The organism is Neisseria sp. Marseille-Q2251, assembly GCF_940793045.1.
Lineage (GTDB): Bacteria > Pseudomonadota > Gammaproteobacteria > Burkholderiales > Neisseriaceae > Neisseria.
In genome coordinates, this window is record NZ_CALNWV010000025.1 from 1 (window position 1) to 16,660 (window position 16,660).

14 protein-coding genes, 1 tRNA gene and 2 pseudogenes are annotated in these 16,660 nt (G+C 50.7%); 10 read left to right on the forward strand and 7 right to left on the reverse strand.

Features of this window, described 5'->3' with window-relative positions:
• Positions 1–158 precede the first annotated feature (158 nt).
• Positions 159–2,309, reverse strand: a complete 2,151-nt coding sequence (locus AAG834_RS08990) for a tetratricopeptide repeat protein (protein WP_342031924.1) — start codon at positions 2,307–2,309, stop codon at positions 159–161.
• 179 nt (positions 2,310–2,488) lie between these two features.
• Positions 2,489–3,295: a DNA ligase gene (locus AAG834_RS08995; protein WP_019270762.1), complete on the reverse strand. Its 807-nt coding sequence runs from the start codon at positions 3,293–3,295 to the stop codon at positions 2,489–2,491.
• 129 nt (positions 3,296–3,424) lie between these two features.
• On the opposite strand from AAG834_RS08995, the gene AAG834_RS09000 reads away from it, so the two are divergent.
• From AAG834_RS09000 to AAG834_RS09020, 4 genes and pseudogenes are all read left to right on the forward strand, one after another.
• Positions 3,425–4,057 carry an MBL fold metallo-hydrolase gene (locus AAG834_RS09000; protein ID WP_342031925.1) on the forward strand — a complete coding sequence of 211 codons (633 nt, stop codon included), beginning with the start codon at positions 3,425–3,427 and terminating at the stop codon, positions 4,055–4,057.
• 107 nt (positions 4,058–4,164) lie between these two features.
• Positions 4,165–4,368, forward strand: a complete 204-nt coding sequence (locus tag AAG834_RS09005; protein WP_342031926.1) for a hypothetical protein — start codon at positions 4,165–4,167, stop codon at positions 4,366–4,368.
• Positions 4,369–4,383: 15 nt separating this feature from the next.
• A pseudogene (locus AAG834_RS09010) lies at positions 4,384–4,587 on the forward strand (NTF2 fold immunity protein); the annotation flags it as partial.
• Between the two features lie 379 nt (positions 4,588–4,966).
• Entirely contained in the window at positions 4,967–6,736 is a 1,770-nt protein-coding gene (locus AAG834_RS09020; RefSeq protein WP_342031927.1) for an acyl-CoA dehydrogenase family protein, read from the forward strand.
• 400 nt (positions 6,737–7,136) lie between these two features.
• On the opposite strand, the gene AAG834_RS09030 is transcribed toward AAG834_RS09020, so the two are convergent.
• The 3 genes and pseudogenes from AAG834_RS09030 to bioH form a co-directional block, all read right to left on the reverse strand.
• A complete protein-coding gene (locus AAG834_RS09030) occupies positions 7,137–7,925 on the reverse strand; it encodes a methyltransferase (protein WP_342031928.1) in 789 nt (262 codons plus the stop codon).
• Positions 7,926–8,009: 84 nt separating this feature from the next.
• Positions 8,010–8,117, reverse strand: a pseudogene (locus tag AAG834_RS09035) (IS5/IS1182 family transposase); the annotation flags it as partial.
• A 263-nt stretch (positions 8,118–8,380) separates the two neighbouring features.
• Positions 8,381–9,127, reverse strand: coding sequence for a pimeloyl-ACP methyl ester esterase BioH (gene bioH, locus AAG834_RS09040; RefSeq protein WP_342031929.1), 747 nt, complete (start codon positions 9,125–9,127; stop codon positions 8,381–8,383).
• 13 nt (positions 9,128–9,140) lie between these two features.
• Between bioH and AAG834_RS09045 the strand changes: the two genes are divergently transcribed.
• The 4 genes from AAG834_RS09045 to AAG834_RS09060 all read left to right on the forward strand — a co-directional run bounded on the left by AAG834_RS09045 (position 9,141) and on the right by AAG834_RS09060 (position 11,848).
• Complete coding sequence (locus AAG834_RS09045) at positions 9,141–9,878, forward strand: ComF family protein (protein ID WP_070496524.1); 738 nt, start codon at positions 9,141–9,143, stop codon at positions 9,876–9,878.
• A gap of 63 nt (positions 9,879–9,941) precedes the next feature.
• On the forward strand, positions 9,942–10,406 hold the full coding sequence (gene trmL, locus AAG834_RS09050; protein ID WP_070514498.1) for a tRNA (uridine(34)/cytosine(34)/5-carboxymethylaminomethyluridine(34)-2'-O)-methyltransferase TrmL: 465 nt from the start codon (positions 9,942–9,944) through the stop codon (positions 10,404–10,406).
• 147 nt (positions 10,407–10,553) lie between these two features.
• Complete coding sequence (locus AAG834_RS09055) at positions 10,554–11,279, forward strand: septal ring lytic transglycosylase RlpA family protein (RefSeq protein WP_308860977.1); 726 nt, start codon at positions 10,554–10,556, stop codon at positions 11,277–11,279.
• Positions 11,280–11,515: 236 nt separating this feature from the next.
• Positions 11,516–11,848, forward strand: a complete 333-nt coding sequence (locus tag AAG834_RS09060) for a zinc ribbon domain-containing protein YjdM (RefSeq protein WP_342031930.1) — start codon at positions 11,516–11,518, stop codon at positions 11,846–11,848.
• 410 nt (positions 11,849–12,258) lie between these two features.
• On the opposite strand, the gene ftsY is transcribed toward AAG834_RS09060, so the two are convergent.
• Entirely contained in the window at positions 12,259–13,653 is a 1,395-nt protein-coding gene (gene ftsY, locus AAG834_RS09070) for a signal recognition particle-docking protein FtsY (RefSeq protein ID WP_342031931.1), read from the reverse strand.
• Positions 13,654–13,882: 229 nt separating this feature from the next.
• Between ftsY and AAG834_RS09075 the strand changes: the two genes are divergently transcribed.
• Together AAG834_RS09075 and AAG834_RS09080 are read left to right on the forward strand one after the other, a co-directional pair.
• Complete coding sequence (locus AAG834_RS09075) at positions 13,883–14,329, forward strand: hypothetical protein (RefSeq protein ID WP_003763602.1); 447 nt, start codon at positions 13,883–13,885, stop codon at positions 14,327–14,329.
• Positions 14,330–14,810: 481 nt separating this feature from the next.
• Positions 14,811–14,886: transfer RNA gene (locus AAG834_RS09080), tRNA-Thr, on the forward strand.
• Between the two features lie 57 nt (positions 14,887–14,943).
• On the opposite strand, the gene AAG834_RS09085 is transcribed toward AAG834_RS09080, so the two are convergent.
• Positions 14,944–16,419 carry a KAP family P-loop NTPase fold protein gene (locus tag AAG834_RS09085; protein ID WP_342031932.1) on the reverse strand — a complete coding sequence of 492 codons (1,476 nt, stop codon included), beginning with the start codon at positions 16,417–16,419 and terminating at the stop codon, positions 14,944–14,946.
• Between the last annotated feature and the right edge of the window lie 241 nt (positions 16,420–16,660).

Below are 16,660 nucleotides of genomic sequence, written 5' to 3' on the forward strand. Positions count from 1 at the left end.
ATGTATGCGCAAACTGCTGACGATATTGAATGCCCGGATGCGTGATTATTTTGCCGAAAATGGTATCCAAACGGCTTGATTTGAGTTTTGGTATTTTTGCCCGACGGGGTGAAAAATACAGTTGCTACGGCTGGCTCGGCATTGCCGCGCAAACAAAGCTACTTATTCGGCGGATTAATCGGCAGCGTCGAGCGGGAGACTTTGACATCGGGGCATTTTTGCTTCATCTGATAGCGGAACACTTCCGCCTTGCGTTGATTGCCGGTTTTTTCGTAATTCGTGCCCAAAATCACTTCGTCCACCTGATTCCGTATATCGGCGTAAGGAACATAGATGGATTGGGTCGTTTCGCAATAGTTGATTTCGTCTGGATCAATAGGCTTGATGACCAGCAGGCGGAACTCTTCTTCGTCGCGGAAGGCGAAGTCTTTAAACAGATAGCGGATGTATTCCAAGGCTTCTTTATCCTCATCGCTGACGGCGGATTTGTCCTTGAAAAACCTGATAAGCTCTTCCAAAGCTTCTTTTAATTTTTCCAAGCGGAACTGATGCCATTCTTCATTGCCGACGGGTTTCAGGCGGATACCGAACCGACTGATGTTTGAATTTAACGTAAATCGAATGGACGAACCTAAATTTTCTTTTGCTAAATTTTGATGAAGGTCGAAAGCCTTATTGGGTGCAGAAAGCCATATTTCGCATTTCTTATCTGCAATATATTCATCTTGGTACGCGATATAAGCTACTTGATAAAGCGGCAGTTTTTCGTATTCATTATCTGAAAAAACAGCTTCCGGCAGGTCGTCTGAACTCTGACCAGACATTTCAGACAGACCGCGAAATGGGACGGAAATATCCGATTCTTTCAACCAATCCCCGTTTTTATTGAACACCAGGCAGCAGCCCGAAGCCTCTACGCCGCCCTCTTTGCCATACAGGCGGAACTGGTTCAAGTCGTTGACGCGGCTGGAGAAACAGGTGAAAAAAGCATTGTGGGACGCGCCATCCGCCTTGTTTTCCAACTCCAAATCCTGCTGGTTCAGCAAGTCCAACAATGCCTTGCCTTCAGACGGGTCGTTCATATAAGTGGAGCTGCCGAGCCGCATCGGACTGGCGGTTTCACTGCCGCCGATGCCGAATAATATATGACATACATGGGGCGAAGTGTAATGCGCCATCGGGGTAAAGCCCAACTCTATCGGCGTAATATGGAGAACCGCCAACACGGTTGCAACGGCGTCTTGAGGTTGTGAAGTTTTACCTTGGAAAAGTGATTCCTGTATTTCTTGTTTTTTCTTTTCGAAATAGGAAATCCATTTCTTATTGAGGTAATCAATATCTCTTAAACTTTGACGGATTCTTTTTTCTATTACCTTTTTTTCTGCTTCATCACTTAATCGTGATAGTTGTTCATAGGCAGGTGAAAAATATTCAGTAGCCTGCTTAATAAATTTTTCTGCTTCAGATGATGTAATTCCAATTCTCTTGACCCATTCAAGATAACAACATCCAAGCCAAGATTGGGCATTAGTTTGTTGCTGAACGTCGTTTTGTCGATTTGCCTTGATAAGCCGTAGCCACTCTTGATGGTGTTCGGTGGCTTTCTCAAATAAGTTGCTTGCTTTATCTGTATCTTTGGTTTTCTTGGCATGTTCAAGATAAAAACGCCCAAGCCAAGATCGTACATAAGCCTGTTGCCAAATACGGGAATGGTCTGCCAATTTATCAGTAAGTTTTAAAACTTTTTCATAAAATTCAATGGCTTGACCAAATATTTCACCTGCTATGGTCACATCTTTGGTTTTCTTGCTCTGTTCAAAATAACAACCAACAAGCCAAGATAGAGCACTGATTTGTTGCTGAACACTGAGTTGTTCATCTATCAGTTTCTTGGCAAGCTGCAACCATTTCTGATAATGTTTAACGGCTCGCTCAAACAGTTTATTTCTTTTATCCGTATCCTTGGTTTTCTTAGCCCGCTCAAAATAACAACGTCCAAGCCAAGATAGAGCACTGATTTGTTTCTGAACGTCGTTTTGTTCATCTGCCTTGATAAGCCGTAGCCACTTTCGATAATGTTTAATGGCTTTCCTAAATAATTTGTCTGCGTGGTCCGTATCTTTTGCCTTCATAGCCTGTTCAAAATAACAACATCCAATCCAAGATTGAATCACAATTTGCTCTGTAATCTGAGTGCTTTTATCCGTAATCCCGTCCCAAGCCTGATGTAGTATTTTAATCGCTTCAGTGTATTGTTTCTCACTAACTAATTCGATACTTTCATTAATTAAATCATTAACATTCATCATTTATCCCTCTATCAAACCAATCCATTAAAAACTAATCAGGCAGAAATTGTACACCATATACCAAAGCTACCCCTTCCGCCGCCAAAGCAGAAAACCGATTCTGTATCCGTCAAACTTGTGAAAAGGTCGTCTGAAAACCTAAAAATACGGTTTTCAGACGACCTTCCAATCATCCGCTCTTACCTGTCCGTCCTGACCCGCACAAACGTCGCAAATTTCGGCGTGCCTTTTTGCGTGAAGCCGCGGTAGCGGTATGTGATGACCGCGCCGATTTTGGGCGGGTTGTCGCGGTCTTTGTCTTTGAAGCCACTGCCGATGCGGAATTCGCCGTGTTGGTTTTTGCAGCCGACCGCGCCCAGCCGTCCGGCGTTGCGCCCTTTGCCTTCATAATGTCGCGTTACCGTGCATTCGTCGTCGTATTGGCTTTTCAGTTTCAATAATTGGCTGCTCCTGCCGCCGCTGTAACGCGATTCGGGCTGGCGCAGCATCACGCCTTCGCCGCCCTGCGCTTCGATTTGTTTCAAAAAATCCATCGCGTGCTGCCGGTCGCGCACTTTGGTTTGCGGGATGATGGTGATGGGCGCGTTCGGATGCGTTTTCAGCCATTGCGTCGCGACTGCGAGGCGTTGGTAGAGATTGCCCTGCGCTTTGGGTACGTCGAAAACGTGCAGGCGGATGCCGCGCCAGTCGCCGGAAGATGAGCGCACGGCGGCGGAAATCTGTTCAAACTGCCCGCGCCCGCTATACAGCTCGCCGTCGAGCGGATAGGGTGGGAACTGCGCAGTAAAACCTTTGGGCGGGGTAAACGCGTAGCCCTGCCTGCTGATCAGTTGCCGCCCGTCCCAATACGCGCGCACGCCGTCGAGCTTCTCGCTCATCGCCCAGCCTGTAATGTCTTGGTCTTTGTATTCCTGCGCCAGCATCAAATCCGCGCCGAGCGCCGTTTGGATGAAAAAAGCGGCAAAAATCGGTATCATGCCCTGCATTGAAGTTCTCATAAACGTTCCAATAATGTGAGTGATTATTTCAAATATAATAATGATACCGCATAAGCAGACCGAAGGTCGTCTGAAAATATCCGCCCCGTCCAACCACTACCCAAGGAATCCCGCCTCATGGCACTTCAAGCCGAAATCATTGCCGTTACCCCTTTTCGCCAAAACTGCACCCTCTTGTGGGATGATGAAACCCGCGAAGCCGTCCTGACCGATGTCGGCGGCGACGTTTCCTACCTCCTGCAAGAGCTGGAAGCGAAAAACCTCACCCTAACCGCCATTTGGCTGACCCACGGCCATCTCGACCATGCCGGCGGCGTGGTGGAATTGCGGGAACACCGTCCCGTTCCCGTCATCGGCCCTCATGCAGACGACGAATTTCTGCTCCAAGCCCTGCCCGAAACGACCGCCCAATACGGCTTTCCCGTTTCCCCCGCGTTCGAGCCGACCCGTTGGCTGACCGAAGGAGAAACGCTCAAGGTCGGCAGCCACGCCTTCCAAGTTCTGCACATCCCCGGCCACACGCCCGGCCACGTCGTTTTCTACTGCGCCGAAGCAGGGCTGCTTATCGCGGGCGACGTATTGTTTTACGAAACCATAGGCAGAACCGACTTTCCGCGCGGCAACCACGCCGACCTCATCCATAATATCCGCACCAAACTGTTCGTCCTGCCCGAAGACACGCGCGTCATCGCCGGACACGGCAGAATGACCGACATCGGGCATGAAAAACGGCACAATCCGTTTTTTTAAATCCTGAAAGCGAAAGGTCGTCTGAAACACGGATAAGCGTTTCAGACGACCTTTTTATAGAAAATGAGTAAAATGCAATTTAGAACACTTCAAAGGAAATTCGTAATATGAAAACCGCGCATGAAACATTAGCTGAGTTCATTCAACAAATGAAAGATTATGAATTGTATTGGGGAGGGCTTACTCAAAAAAGTTTGGATGAAGGTACTTTTTTTGAAATTGATGTAGATGAAAACAGTAAAAAAAGATCTGATGAAATCAAAAAAATACATCACCAATTTTTATCTAAAAAAGCTTTATCTTTAAGGTAAGCTAGACAAGAAGCTCCTTCTTTTCAAATGCCGCCAGAATATAACGAAACTATTACGTCTGAACGGAAAATCAGTGATAAAAAATACGAAATAGATGTGTTGGAAGATGGGGAGGAAAAGAAAACCTATACGTTGGTTTTGGAAGGTGGGGAATGGAAAATCGATCAAATGGGTTTTATGTATTACGATAAATGGAAGAAGTCGCGCCAATTGTTTTGAAGAAACGATAACTTGTCGTTAGTAAATGGAGGTCGTCTGAAAAGCTCGAAATCTTTTTCAGACGACCTCCGCCTACTTTGACCGCGCTCAAACCTGCTGCGCTCTGCCCATGCCGCCCGATTTGAAATAATTTTTTAAAAAATAAAAGGATAGCCTTGCATAGTGGATTAACTTTAAACCAGTACGGCGTTGCCTCGCCTTGCCGTACTATCTGTACTGTCTGCGGCTTCGTTGCCTTGTCCTGATTTAAATTTAATCCACTATATTTTGCCTGAGGTCGTCTGAAAACCTGCGCTTTGCAAACCTGTGGTTTAGGATTAGTATAACTATACCAATTTATCCCAAATCCATTTCAAATCATTCACTTCGGAGAGATTCCATGAGCTACACGGCCCCTGTAAACGAATTGCGTTTCGGCATCCGCGTGCACGGCAGGTTGGACGAAATCCTGCAACTGCCCCATGCGGAAGGTTTGGATGCGGAAACAGTGGATGCGGTGCTGGACGAAGCGGCGCGGTTTGCCTCGGAGCAATGGGCGGACACCAACCGCACCGGCGATTTGCACGGCGCGGGTTTTTCAGACGACCTGATCACCACTCATCCCGATTTGGCGCGTGCCTACTATGATTTTTGCGAAGCGGGCTGGGCGGGTTTGCGCGCGCCGGCGGAGTTTGGCGGGCAGGGGCTGCCGGCGGTCGTGTCGGCGGCGTGTGAAGAGATGTGGTGCGCCGCCAACCTCGCCCTGTCGCTGATGCCGATGCTGACGTTGGGGGCGGTGGACGCGCTGTTCAAACACGGCAGCGAGGAGCAGAAACAGACCTACCTGCCGAAAATGTGCAGCGGCGAATGGGCGGGAACGATGAATTTGAGCGAACCGCAGGCGGGTTCGGATTTAAACCACATCGCCACCCGCGCCGTGCCGAAAGAAAACGGCGCGTATGCCCTCAGTGGTCAGAAAATCTTCATCACTTGGGGCGATCAGGAAATGACGGAAAACATCGTCCATCTGGTGCTCGCGCGCCTGCCCGATGCCGCGCCGGGCGTGCAGGGCGTGTCGATGTTTATCGTGCCGAAATATTTGGTGAACGCGGACGGCAGCTTGGGCGGACGTAACGGCGTACGCGCCATCGGCATCGAACACAAGCTCGGCATACACGCCAGCCCGACCTGCACGATGGAGTTCGACAACGCCGAAGGCTATCTGGTCGGCAGGGCGGGCAAGGGTTTGGCGTATATGTTTACCATGATGAAAACCGCGCGGCTGAACGTCGGCATCGAAGGCCACGCCGTCGCCGAACGCGCCTACCAAAACGCGCTCGCCTATGCGAAAGAACGCGTACAGGGACGCGACGAGACGGACGGTTCAGACGACGTAGCAATTATCCGCCATCCCGACGTGCGCCGTATGTTGTTGATACAAAAGGCAACGCTCGCCGCCCAACGCGCCCTGTATCTGCGCGCCGCCGCCCTGACCGATTTTGCCGCCGCCTGCCCCGACAACGTATTGCGCAAAGAAGCCGAGCGCGAACTGGATTTCCTGATTCCCATCGTCAAAGCCTGGCCGACCGACAACGGCGTCGTCCTGACCAACCTCGCCATTCAGATTTACGGCGGCGCGGGCTACGTCGAAGAAAGCGGCGTGGCGCAATACCTGCGCGACGTGCGGATTACGCCGATTTACGAAGGTACCAACGGCATACAGGCCGCCGATTTGGCAGGCCGCAAAACCACCGGCAAAAACGGCGCGCTGCCCTTGAAGCTGCTCGCCGAAGGCAAAGAGCTGGCGGACAAACTCGCGGCCACCGAACCCGTCGTCGCGCAGCAACTGGCGCAATCCATTGAAACGGCGGAACAAAGCATCGCCCGCATGGTCGGATACGCCGACCGTCCCGCCCTTGCCGCCGCCGCGTCCAACGCCTACCTGCAACAAATGGGGCTGACGCTCGGCGCCATCGGACTCGCCCGCGCCTACCTTGCCGCCGAAGCTGCCCAAACGGAAGACGCCGACGGCTTCGGCAGCAGTTTCTACGCCGCGCAGCAACACAACGCCCGCGTCTATTGCGCCCACGTCCTGCCGCAGGTTTACGCCTGCGCCGCGCAGATTGAAAACGCGCAGGCATTGTTGGATGTGCCGTTAGAACTTTATTGACGAGGTAAGGGTTTGAAAAAGGTCGTCTGAAACCGGATTTTGGGTTTCAGACGACCTTTTTTGTCGGCTTTAGCGTGGATTGAAGCAGAACGCCTGAGTCGAATTGAGCCATCTGTCCGATCGGGCATTGGACGGAAATGGAAAGGAAACAGGCTTGCCGCCGCGTAAAAAGGTCGTCTGAAAACGTTTTAACGCCATTCGTTATAGTGGATTAAATTTAAATCAGGACAAGGCGACGAAGCCGCAGACAGTACAGATAGTACGGAACCGATTCACTTGGTGCTTCAGCACCTTAGAGAATCGTTCTCTTTGAGCTAAGGCGAGGCAACGCCGTACTGGTTTAAAGTTAAGCCACTATAAAACGTTTTCAGACGACCTTTCATTTGTTTTGACAAACCGTTCAGCCTTTCGGATAAAACCGCACCACATTTTCCCCCTCGGGCAGTGTCAGTTTCTTCACGGCATGGCCGTACACGGTTTCGAGCGTGACGGTCAGACCGCCTTCGGTTTCAAAAATCTTATCCACAAACGCTTCAGCCGCTTGGGCGTCGCTGAATTTCAAGGCGTGCCATAGCCCTAAGGTTTCCATGTCCTGCCGGAACGTCGCCGCTTTGCGGTAGCTCAATTCGAGCTTGGCGGTATCGGTAACGGGGTCGTAGAAACCGTTGTCGGCAAGCATGTCGCCGAGGTCGTGCATATCGATTAAGGTCGGCGTTTCACACGTTATCCCCGCGCTTTTCAGACGACCCGTCAGCTCGGTCAGGCTGTCGCGGCCGAAATAGGTGAAGAATAATAAACCGTCTGTTTTCAAGGCGTTTGCCCAGTTTTTGAGGACGGGCAGGATTTCGTCCGCGCGGGGCAGGCTGAGGTTCGCCCACAACATATCGGCACAGGCTTCGGGCAGCGGGTCGGTCAGGGCTTGGCAGTGTTGCGGGACGGTTTTGCCGGTGAGTTTTTGCCAAAAACCGCTTTTGCGCGCGGCTGCGGCGGTTTGGAGGAAGTCGGCGCGCGGGTCGTATTCTTCGAATACCGCGTTCGGATAACGTGCAGCAAGCAGGCTGCGGCTGATGTCTGCGTCCGCCCCAACCAGCAGGATGCGCTTGGGCGCATTGCGGACGATTTGCAGCCGCTCGTCGGTGTCTTGGGCGAGATGGCGGTGGATTTGCCAGCGTTTGTCTTGGGGGTTCATGTTTCAGACGACCTTTTTCTTCTTTTTGAAGGGGGGGGTGCCGCCATTTAGGGTGTACAAGAATGGCGGCATGGATTTCTTTTATAGTGGATTAACTTTAAACCAGTACGGCGTTGCCTCGCCTTGCCGTACTATCTGTACTGTCTGCGGTTTCGTCGCCTTGTCCTGATTTAAAGTTAATCCACTATACTTTCAATCGACTATATTAAAAAACAGTAACCGCTGCACTCGGTTACCGGCTTCCTCTTTTGTCCGGCGGAAGAGGGCGACTCTATTTTATTCCGTACATCTGAGAACCACCCCCATCCTAACCTTCCCCCGCCGGACGGGGGAAGGGATAAGGCTGTCGTTGCAGTAACGAGGCATCGTTCCTGCCGACGGATTTCACACTCTGAAGCCTTGTCATTCTTTAAGTTTTGGGTTCACGCCTGAACGGAAACAACGGCAAAAGGTTTTCAGACGACCTTTTCGACAAAGCCGCGGTAACGTTCGGCAAATTCGTCGGCGTGGCTTAAGAACGGGGCGTGTGCCGCTTTTTCCATCAATACCAATTCGCTGTCCGCCAGGTGGCGGTTGAGGTATTCGCCCATGCGCGGCGGGGTGATGGCGTCTTTTTGTCCGAACACCAAAAGCGACGGGGCTTGGATGCTTGAAAGCAGGGGGCGGGCATCGGCTTGGTTGACGGCGTCCAATGCGGCTTGCAGGGCGGGCGGTACGCCGTGGCGGGAGAGGTCGGGCAGGATGTTGCCGATGATTTCGGCGGCGTTTGGTGTGTGAAGCAACTGTAATTGTAGAAACTGTTTGATATGTTTGGCATAATCTTGCCGAAACGCGCCGACCATCTTGCCTAAAGCGGGATTGGACAGTCCTTCGGGGTAGTCCGCGTCGGCGGTCAGGCGGGCGAAACTTGCGGTCAGGCAGAGCGAGCGGACTTTGTCGGGGCGGCGTGCGGCGAGATGGAGCGCGACCAAGCCGCCGAGCGACCAACCGAGGATGTGGGCGGGCGTGTCGATTTCTTCGGCGAAGGCTTCGGCAATTGCGGCGATGTTGAAGTTTTCGGCAAAGGGTGCGTCGCCGTGTCCGGGCAGGTCGAGGGCTCGGATGTCCCAATCGGACGGCAGGCGCGGGATGAGGTCGTCGAAGACGTGGCGGTTCGCTGCCCAGCCGTGTATCAGATAAACTTTTTTGGCGGAGTGCGGCATGGCTGTTTTCTCTATGGATGTGTTTTCTTGGTGGCGCAATGCGGGATGGCGGAACAAAAGCCGTTGCGTATTATGCCACGCCTTGGTTTCGGCGTGCGAAACCCGGCCGTATGGCGGTTTTTGCGACGGTTGCGCGGCGGACTTGGAAGAATTTTTTACGGACGCGGCAAACAGTTGCCCTTTGTGTTTCCGCTCGATACAGGGCGGGGCGGTGTGCGGCGGCTGCCAGAAGAAGCCGCCGGCATTTGAGCGGATGTGGGCTTCGCTGTATTATGAGCCGCCCGTCAGCAGTATGATACGCGCGTTGAAGCATTTGGCTGACCTCGGCATGAGCCGTCCGCTGGCGGAACTGATGCGCCGCCATGCGCCCGACTGGTTGGAAACGGAGCGTTTCGATTTTGTGCTGCCCGTGCCGTTGAGCAAAGAAAGGCGGCTGCACCGCGGCTTCAACCAAAGCGAGGAATTGGCGGATATTCTGTCCGGACATTACGGCTGGACGCTGCTGCCGCGACGGACGGTTTTCAGACGACATCGCGAGCCGCAAAGCACGCTGAAAAGCGCAGATCGGGTGCGCAACATAAAAAATGCTTTTGAAATCAATGGTCATATCTCGAAAAACTGTAATATTTTGTTAATCGACGATGTGTTCACCACCGGCTCGACGCTGAACGAATTGGCGCGGACGCTGAAAAAATCAGGCGCAGGCAAGATTTTTTGCTGGAGTTTGGCGCGTCCGCCAATGAAAAAATAGCTAAAGTTTTTGACACCTGCGGAACATTTCGGCATTATGCTCCTCTATAAGTGATTGATTTATATGTTTACCATAGTTTTGTACCAACCCGAAATCCCGCCCAATACGGGCAATATTATTCGATTGTGCGCCAACACCGGAGCCGATTTGCATCTGGTCAAGCCGCTCGGTTTTCCGCTGGATTCGGCAAAAATGAAACGCGCAGGTTTGGATTATCACGAGTTTGCAAAACTGACGGTACACGAGAATTTCGAAGATTGTCTCAAAGCCTTGGGAGGCCGCCGCATTTTCGCGCTGACCACCAAAGGCAAAACCCGTCCCGACGAAATTTCCTTTGTTGAGGGCGATGTCTTTTTGTTCGGTCCCGAGACACGCGGCCTGCCCGCCGAAATCCTCGACACCCTGCCCGAAGGGCAAAAGCTGCGCCTGCCCATGAAGCCCGGCAGCCGGAGCATGAATCTTTCTAACACCGTCGCCGTGATTCTGTTTGAAGCATGGCGGCAAAACGGTTACGCAGGCGGTGTATAACATCCGCTGGGGAGTCTCCCTGAGCCGTTTGACAAAAACCAAGGCGATACTGTTTAACAGCTTGGTTTTTGTCAAACCGCCGATACGTCGTCTGAAACCGCCTGGGAGCCATCCCACTGCGTTATCAACTCAAGAACGGACTACGTTTTGACTTTATCTAAAACCACCCTTTTCTCCACCCTGACTGCCGTTGCAATCAGCATCCTTTCCATTCATTCCGCCTCAGCCGACTCCATCGTCCGCACCGAGAAGCTGCATTCCTCCGCCAACCGCAGCTACAAAGTCGCCGGCAAACGCTACACGCCGATGACCAAAGTATCCTCCTTCGTCCAAACCGGCAACGCCTCATGGTACGGCAACCAGTTCCACGGCCGTAAAACCTCCAGCGGCGAGCGTTACAACATGAACGCCCTGACCGCCGCCCACAAAACCCTCCCCATTCCCAGCTACGCCCGTGTGACCAACACCAAAAACGGTAAAAGCGTCATCGTCCGCGTCAACGACCGCGGTCCTTTCCACGGCAACCGCGTGATCGACGTGTCCAAAGCCGCCGCCCAGCAATTGGGTTTCATCAACCAAGGCACGGCACATGTCAAAGTCGAACAAATCGTACCGGGTCAAAGCACCCAAGTTTATGATGGCAAAGATATTTTCGTCGATTTGAAATCCTTCGGTACCGAACGCGAAGCACAAGCCTATATGAACCAGGCGGCGAGAAACCTTTCCGCCGGCATGATGAGCCCGAGAGTTTCCATGGAGAAACGCGACTACGAATACGTCGTCAAAATGGGTCCGTTCACCTCGCAAGAGCGTGCCGCCGAAGCCGAAGCCAAAGCACGCGGTCTGATTCAGGCAGCTTCGCTGTCCCTCTAAGCCGCATCCGTGTTTTCAGACGACCTGTTGCAAGACAGGTCGTTTTGTATTGAAGCATCAGCACAAAGCCGTCGTATCCTTGCCTCCTTTCCCTTATATAGTGGATTAAAATTGCAATGATACGGCGTTGCCAACGCCCTTATGTACTACCCGTACAAGGCGGGCGTTGACGCCTTGTCTCATTTTTATTTTAATCCACTATAATTCCCCGCTTCTCAACCAAAGGAATCCCCACCATGTCCCTCTCACCTTGCCCGCAATGCCAATCCGAATACACCTACGAAGACGGCAGCCAATACATCTGTCCCGAATGCGCGTTTGAATGGACGGAAAACGACGGCGAAGCCGCCGAAGAAACCATGAGCGTCAAAGATGCCAACGGCGCCGTGTTGCAAGACGGCGACACTGTCGTCCTGATTAAAGACCTCAAAGTCAAAGGCAGCTCCATGGTCATCAAGCAAGGAACCAAGGTAAAAGGCATACGCCTGCAAGAAGGCGACCACAATATTGGTTGCAAAATCGACGGCAGCGCGATGAATTTGAAATCAGAGTTTGTCAAAAAAGCATGATGTTGGTATAATAATCGTTGGTGGGTCGCTAGGCCGACCTGAAAACCGTTTGTAAAGCTACTTGTCTCCGTAAGGGTTGCTTTCAAACGGTTTTCGCCTTTTCGGCAGGAGGAAATAGGCGTTGCACAAATTATAGTGGATTAAATTTAAATCAGGACAAGGCGACGAAGCCGCAGACAGTACAGATAGTACGGCAAGGCGAGGCAACGCCGTACTGGTTTAAATTTAATCCACTATAACGGCAGCGATATTTCGTCCGCCACATCAAACAAAGGTCGTCTGAAACCTGTTTTCCGGTTTCAGACGACCTTTTTCATGGTTCGGCAAAATGGCTGTGTTGAATCAAAACGCGTCCGCAGGCATTGCCGTTTATCGGGATTTTCCGTGATGAAACTGTTTGCCCGCGTTGTTTAATCCAACAACGCGTCCACAAACGCGCGTGCGTTAAACGGGCGCAAATCGTCTATGCCTTCGCCCACGCCGATGTAGCGGACGGGGACGGGGCGGTCGGAGGCAAGCGCGGCGAGGATGCCGCCTTTTGCCGTACCGTCAAGTTTGGTGACGATTAAGCCGGTCAATCCTAACGCTTCGTCAAAGGCTTTGACTTGGTTGACGGCGTTTTGCCCGATATTGGCATCGAGGACGACGATGATTTCGTGCGGCGCGTCGGGCATGGCTTTTTGCAGCACGCGCTTCACTTTTTTGATTTCTTCCATCAAATGAAGCTGCGTGGGCAGGCGGCCGGCGGTGTCGGCCAGCACGATGTCGATGCCGCGCGCTTTGGCGGCTTGGACGGCGTCGAAGCAGACGGCGGCGGAATCGCCCGTGGTTTGCGAGATGACGGTTACGTTGTTGCGTTCGCCCCATGCCTGAAGCTGCTCGCGGGCGGCGGCGCGGAAGGTGTCGCCGGCAGCAAGCAGCACGGATTTGTCCTGCGCTTGGAAATATTTGGCGAGTTTGCCGATGGAGGTGGTTTTGCCCGCGCCGTTGATGCCCGCAAGCATGATGACGAACGGCTCTTTCGTTTCGGGCAACACCAGCGGTTTTTCCAACGGCTTAATCAAGTCGTACAAAGCTTCTTTCAACGCGCCGCGCAACTCGTTGCCGTCTTTCAGCCCTTTGAGGCTGACGCGGTTGCGCACGTCTTTCATCAGGTATTCCGTCGCTTCCATACCCATGTCGCTGGTAATCAGCACGGTTTCCAGCTCTTCGTACAAATCCTCGTCGATTTGCCCGCCGCCGAACACGCCCGCCAGCGATTTCGCCATTTTGTCGCGCGATTTGGTCAAACCCTGTTTCAAACGCGCCGCCCAGCCGAGTTTGGGTTCGGTTTCGGACGGTTCAGAGGTTTCAGACGACGTGGCGACGGCTGTATTTTCAAAGGCTGTTACGGAATGTTCTTCAGATATTGCAGGCGCGACTTCGGCTTGGGTTTCTAAGGCTTCGACAGCTTCTGCGGTTTCAGACGACCCGTCGCTGACCGCTTCCACGCGTTCTTCCACTTTTTCGACCGTTTCAGACGACGTTTCGCCGACTGCCTCGCGGACGTGTTCGACCGTTTCGGAAACATGTTCAACCACAGTCTCGCGGATTTCTTCGGCGCGCTCTTTGGCACTTTCTACCGCCGTTTCAACTGCCGCCGTCAGCTCCTCCGCTTTTTCGCCGACATTTTCCTGAACCGTTTCAAGCGTTTGCGAAACGGCAGCTTCAGCGTTCTCTACGGCTTCGGCGGCGGTTTCCTGAATACGGGTTTCTTCTTGAGCGGGCGTTTCCTGTTTTTTCTTGCGGCGGAAGAAGCTGAACATTGAATTTTCCTTTTAATTTTAGAAACTTGAAATAAGGCGTATTGTAGCGTATTTTGCGCGGTAAGGTCGTCTGAAAACGTGATAATCGAATAAGGTTTGCTGACGTGTTCCGCGGATGGAAGTACAATACTCGTCTTCTCGGTTTCCGCTATTCGGGGCGCCGCATCGTTCCCAAGTGGAATAAGGCCGTTTTACTCCGTATCGTTTTGATTTTTAAAGGTAAGCCAAAATGAAAAGAATATTTTTTACCATCCTGTTTTTGTCTACGGCTGCCTATGCCAGCCACACCTACTCATCAGACAATTTGACTTGCACATACCAAGATTTGACCGCCCCAAACAGCCAACCGCAAACAACGGCTTGCAGCAGCCTGGCTTGGGAAAGCGCACAAGTCTACGATGAAAAACGCGGCGGCTATATCGCGGGGAACGGGGAAGAGTACAAATTGAAAAATGGAAAAACGATTGTTTTTTCGTATGAAGCCTTTATGAAAACGAAAGAATCTAACCCGACAGGCGGCAAATGGACTCATTCGACCAAACTGATGAATAACAATACTTACACCACCTCCGAGCGTACATTCAAAGGCAAAAGCTGGACCTGCTACCGCTCGGAAAAAGAAGAATTATGCGTAGATGCCCCAAGCCTTTACGCCATCTTATCGGCTGTTAATTAAATCTCCTCTGCGTTTGGCTTTGCCTAATGTATCGATATGAAAAAAGGTCGTCTGAAACCGGATTTCCAGTTTCAGACGACCTTTTGTTTACCGCCACGCCCTCCAGCATCCATATCCTTTGCTCCACGCTTTTGTTAACCTTTAAAGATTATAGTGGATTAACTTTAAACCAGAACGTCGTTGCCTCACCTTGCCGTACTGTCTGCGGCTTCGTCGCCTTGTCCTGATTTAAAGTTAATCCACTATATATTCGGACGGAGGCTGACAGTTTGCCGATTCCGGATAAACCTGCCCAACCCATTGCCTTTTCCGTGCGGGCGGAAGGAAGGTGGAAAAGTCAAACAACAAAACACTATTTCCATACGGCCTTTTTAAAAGAGGTCGTCTGAAAACACGGCATATATTTTCACCGAGCAACAACCTTATCGGGAAATACGAACTTGCCGAACATCCCGTTTATGTATATGATAACGAACACCGTGCCGGTGTAGCTCAGTCGGTAGAGCAGCGCATTCGTAACGCGAAGGTCGGGGGTTCGATTCCCTTCTCCGGCACCAGATTGGATAAAGAAAGGTCGTCTGAAAACTTGGTTTTGGGTTTTCAGACGACCTTTTTTATTGGGGAGTTTTTTCAAGGTTGAGGACTAGGAATATGTCTTTTAGTATGGCTAAAACACCATATATTCCGTCTACTCCTTGGGGAAAAATGGCGGAATTTTTGAGAAACATTCTATCCATATGAAATTGCCAATATTCCTCATCATATCTTATATTTGCTATAAACCGCTTATCGCTAAGATTACTGTGTCTAATCAACATTACAGCCATAAGATCGGCGCAATTAAACCTTTTTCTATCCTCTGGCATACTAGGCCAAGACTGAATATTGAATAATTGAGCAATATCTTTGGCATCCATACGTTCTTTATAAATATCATTGATTAAACTTGGATAGAAGCAAAAGATAAATACACCCAAAATAATCAAGAGATTATACTCTATCCTTCTTTCTTTGTTTAGCTCTCCTCTTAAGGTAAGGTATATCTCCAAATGGTGGACGAATCGTTCCGTTTCTCTAAGCGAGATATTGTTTCGTTCCATCATATCGCTAATAAAATCTATGTTGTATTCATTATAAATTGAGTCTTTAAATTGATTAAACATAGGGCTACTTCGTATCAATTTATGAAAATAGATAATCGTAACTAAATTATCCTTTCTCACAAGATAATTTATCCCCCCAATTACTTCCGGCAAAGCAAAGCTATACTTCAAAAATTTATCCAAATATTTTTGCGCATCCACTTCCACCCCATACCGATGATTAATCGCCGCGCGCAGTTGTTTGGTGTTCGTCACCAGCACGACTTTGACGTTTTCGACATCAAAGACATGCTTGATAACCTCCAGCATATCGACGGCGTAATCAGGGCGGCAGCGGTCGAGTTCGTCGATAAACAGGATAATCGGTTTGTCCGTTGCCAATTCTTTCAGGCAGGCTTTGAGCGTTTCCAGATTTTTTTCCGCTTCGATTTGCTCTTTCAATAAGGCTTCGACGGTTGCATCGATGGTATGGCTGGCGATTGTGGCAGCGGCATCGGTTACGGTTTCGGCCAAACTGTTTGCATCTTGGTTGCCATTCATTATCTGTTGGAATTCTTCTACTAAATCGTCTGTATTTTGCTTTAGGACATGACCAACCGCTGCCTTAGCAACGGTTTTCATTACGAATCCTGCGGCTTTCGCGACTTTCTTCGTCATTTCTTTGCGCTGTTCAGACGGCCGCTCGCCAGTATCTTCAGGCGTACAGGCTTTAATGATTTCGGCAAACAATGCCAGCAGAGGCTCTCCGCTGTGGTCTGAACGAAAGGCGTCGATATAGACGGGCTGATAATCGGGATGTTGCTGCTGCATGAGCCGAATCAGTTTTTGGCAAAATTCGGTTTTACCCGTTCCCCAGCCGCCGTCGATGACCATAGGGGAAAGGTCGATGGGCGAGGTAAGCAGCCTGATGATGTTTTCGGCAATAGGCTTACGCTTGAATTCGTCTTGTGTATCGAAAGTGGGGTTTTCTAAAGTTTGGGTTTCCATGCTATCCCTTTGTTTAATCATAAATTCAAATAAGAATACCCGCATCGTCATTCCCGCGCAGGCGGGAATCCAGACCGCAATCATTCAGAAATGTTTAGAGATTACCGTAATTTTAAACTTCTGGATTCCCGCCTGCGCGGGAATGACGGCATAGGTATGTCTTGGTTTAATCATATGGATATGTTCTGATATTTAAAAGGTCGTCTGAAACCTGATTTTCGGTTTCAGACGACCTTTTACT

Coding starts and splice junctions, on each gene's coding strand:
- AAG834_RS09000 (WP_342031925.1), top strand. CDS start 3,425: ATGGCACTTCAAGCCGAAATCATTGCCGTTACCCCTTTTCGCCAAAAC.
- AAG834_RS09075 (WP_003763602.1), top strand. CDS start 13,883: ATGAAAAGAATATTTTTTACCATCCTGTTTTTGTCTACGGCTGCCTAT.
- ftsY (WP_342031931.1), bottom strand. CDS start 13,653: ATGTTCAGCTTCTTCCGCCGCAAGAAAAAACAGGAAACGCCCGCTCAA.
- AAG834_RS09085 (WP_342031932.1), bottom strand. CDS start 16,419: ATGGAAACCCAAACTTTAGAAAACCCCACTTTCGATACACAAGACGAA.
- AAG834_RS09030 (WP_342031928.1), bottom strand. CDS start 7,925: ATGAACCCCCAAGACAAACGCTGGCAAATCCACCGCCATCTCGCCCAA.
- AAG834_RS08990 (WP_342031924.1), bottom strand. CDS start 2,309: ATGATGAATGTTAATGATTTAATTAATGAAAGTATCGAATTAGTTAGT.
- AAG834_RS09020 (WP_342031927.1), top strand. CDS start 4,967: ATGAGCTACACGGCCCCTGTAAACGAATTGCGTTTCGGCATCCGCGTG.
- AAG834_RS09005 (WP_342031926.1), top strand. CDS start 4,165: ATGAAAACCGCGCATGAAACATTAGCTGAGTTCATTCAACAAATGAAA.
- AAG834_RS09060 (WP_342031930.1), top strand. CDS start 11,516: ATGTCCCTCTCACCTTGCCCGCAATGCCAATCCGAATACACCTACGAA.
- trmL (WP_070514498.1), top strand. CDS start 9,942: ATGTTTACCATAGTTTTGTACCAACCCGAAATCCCGCCCAATACGGGC.
- AAG834_RS09045 (WP_070496524.1), top strand. CDS start 9,141: ATGGATGTGTTTTCTTGGTGGCGCAATGCGGGATGGCGGAACAAAAGC.
- bioH (WP_342031929.1), bottom strand. CDS start 9,127: ATGCCGCACTCCGCCAAAAAAGTTTATCTGATACACGGCTGGGCAGCG.
- AAG834_RS08995 (WP_019270762.1), bottom strand. CDS start 3,295: ATGCAGGGCATGATACCGATTTTTGCCGCTTTTTTCATCCAAACGGCG.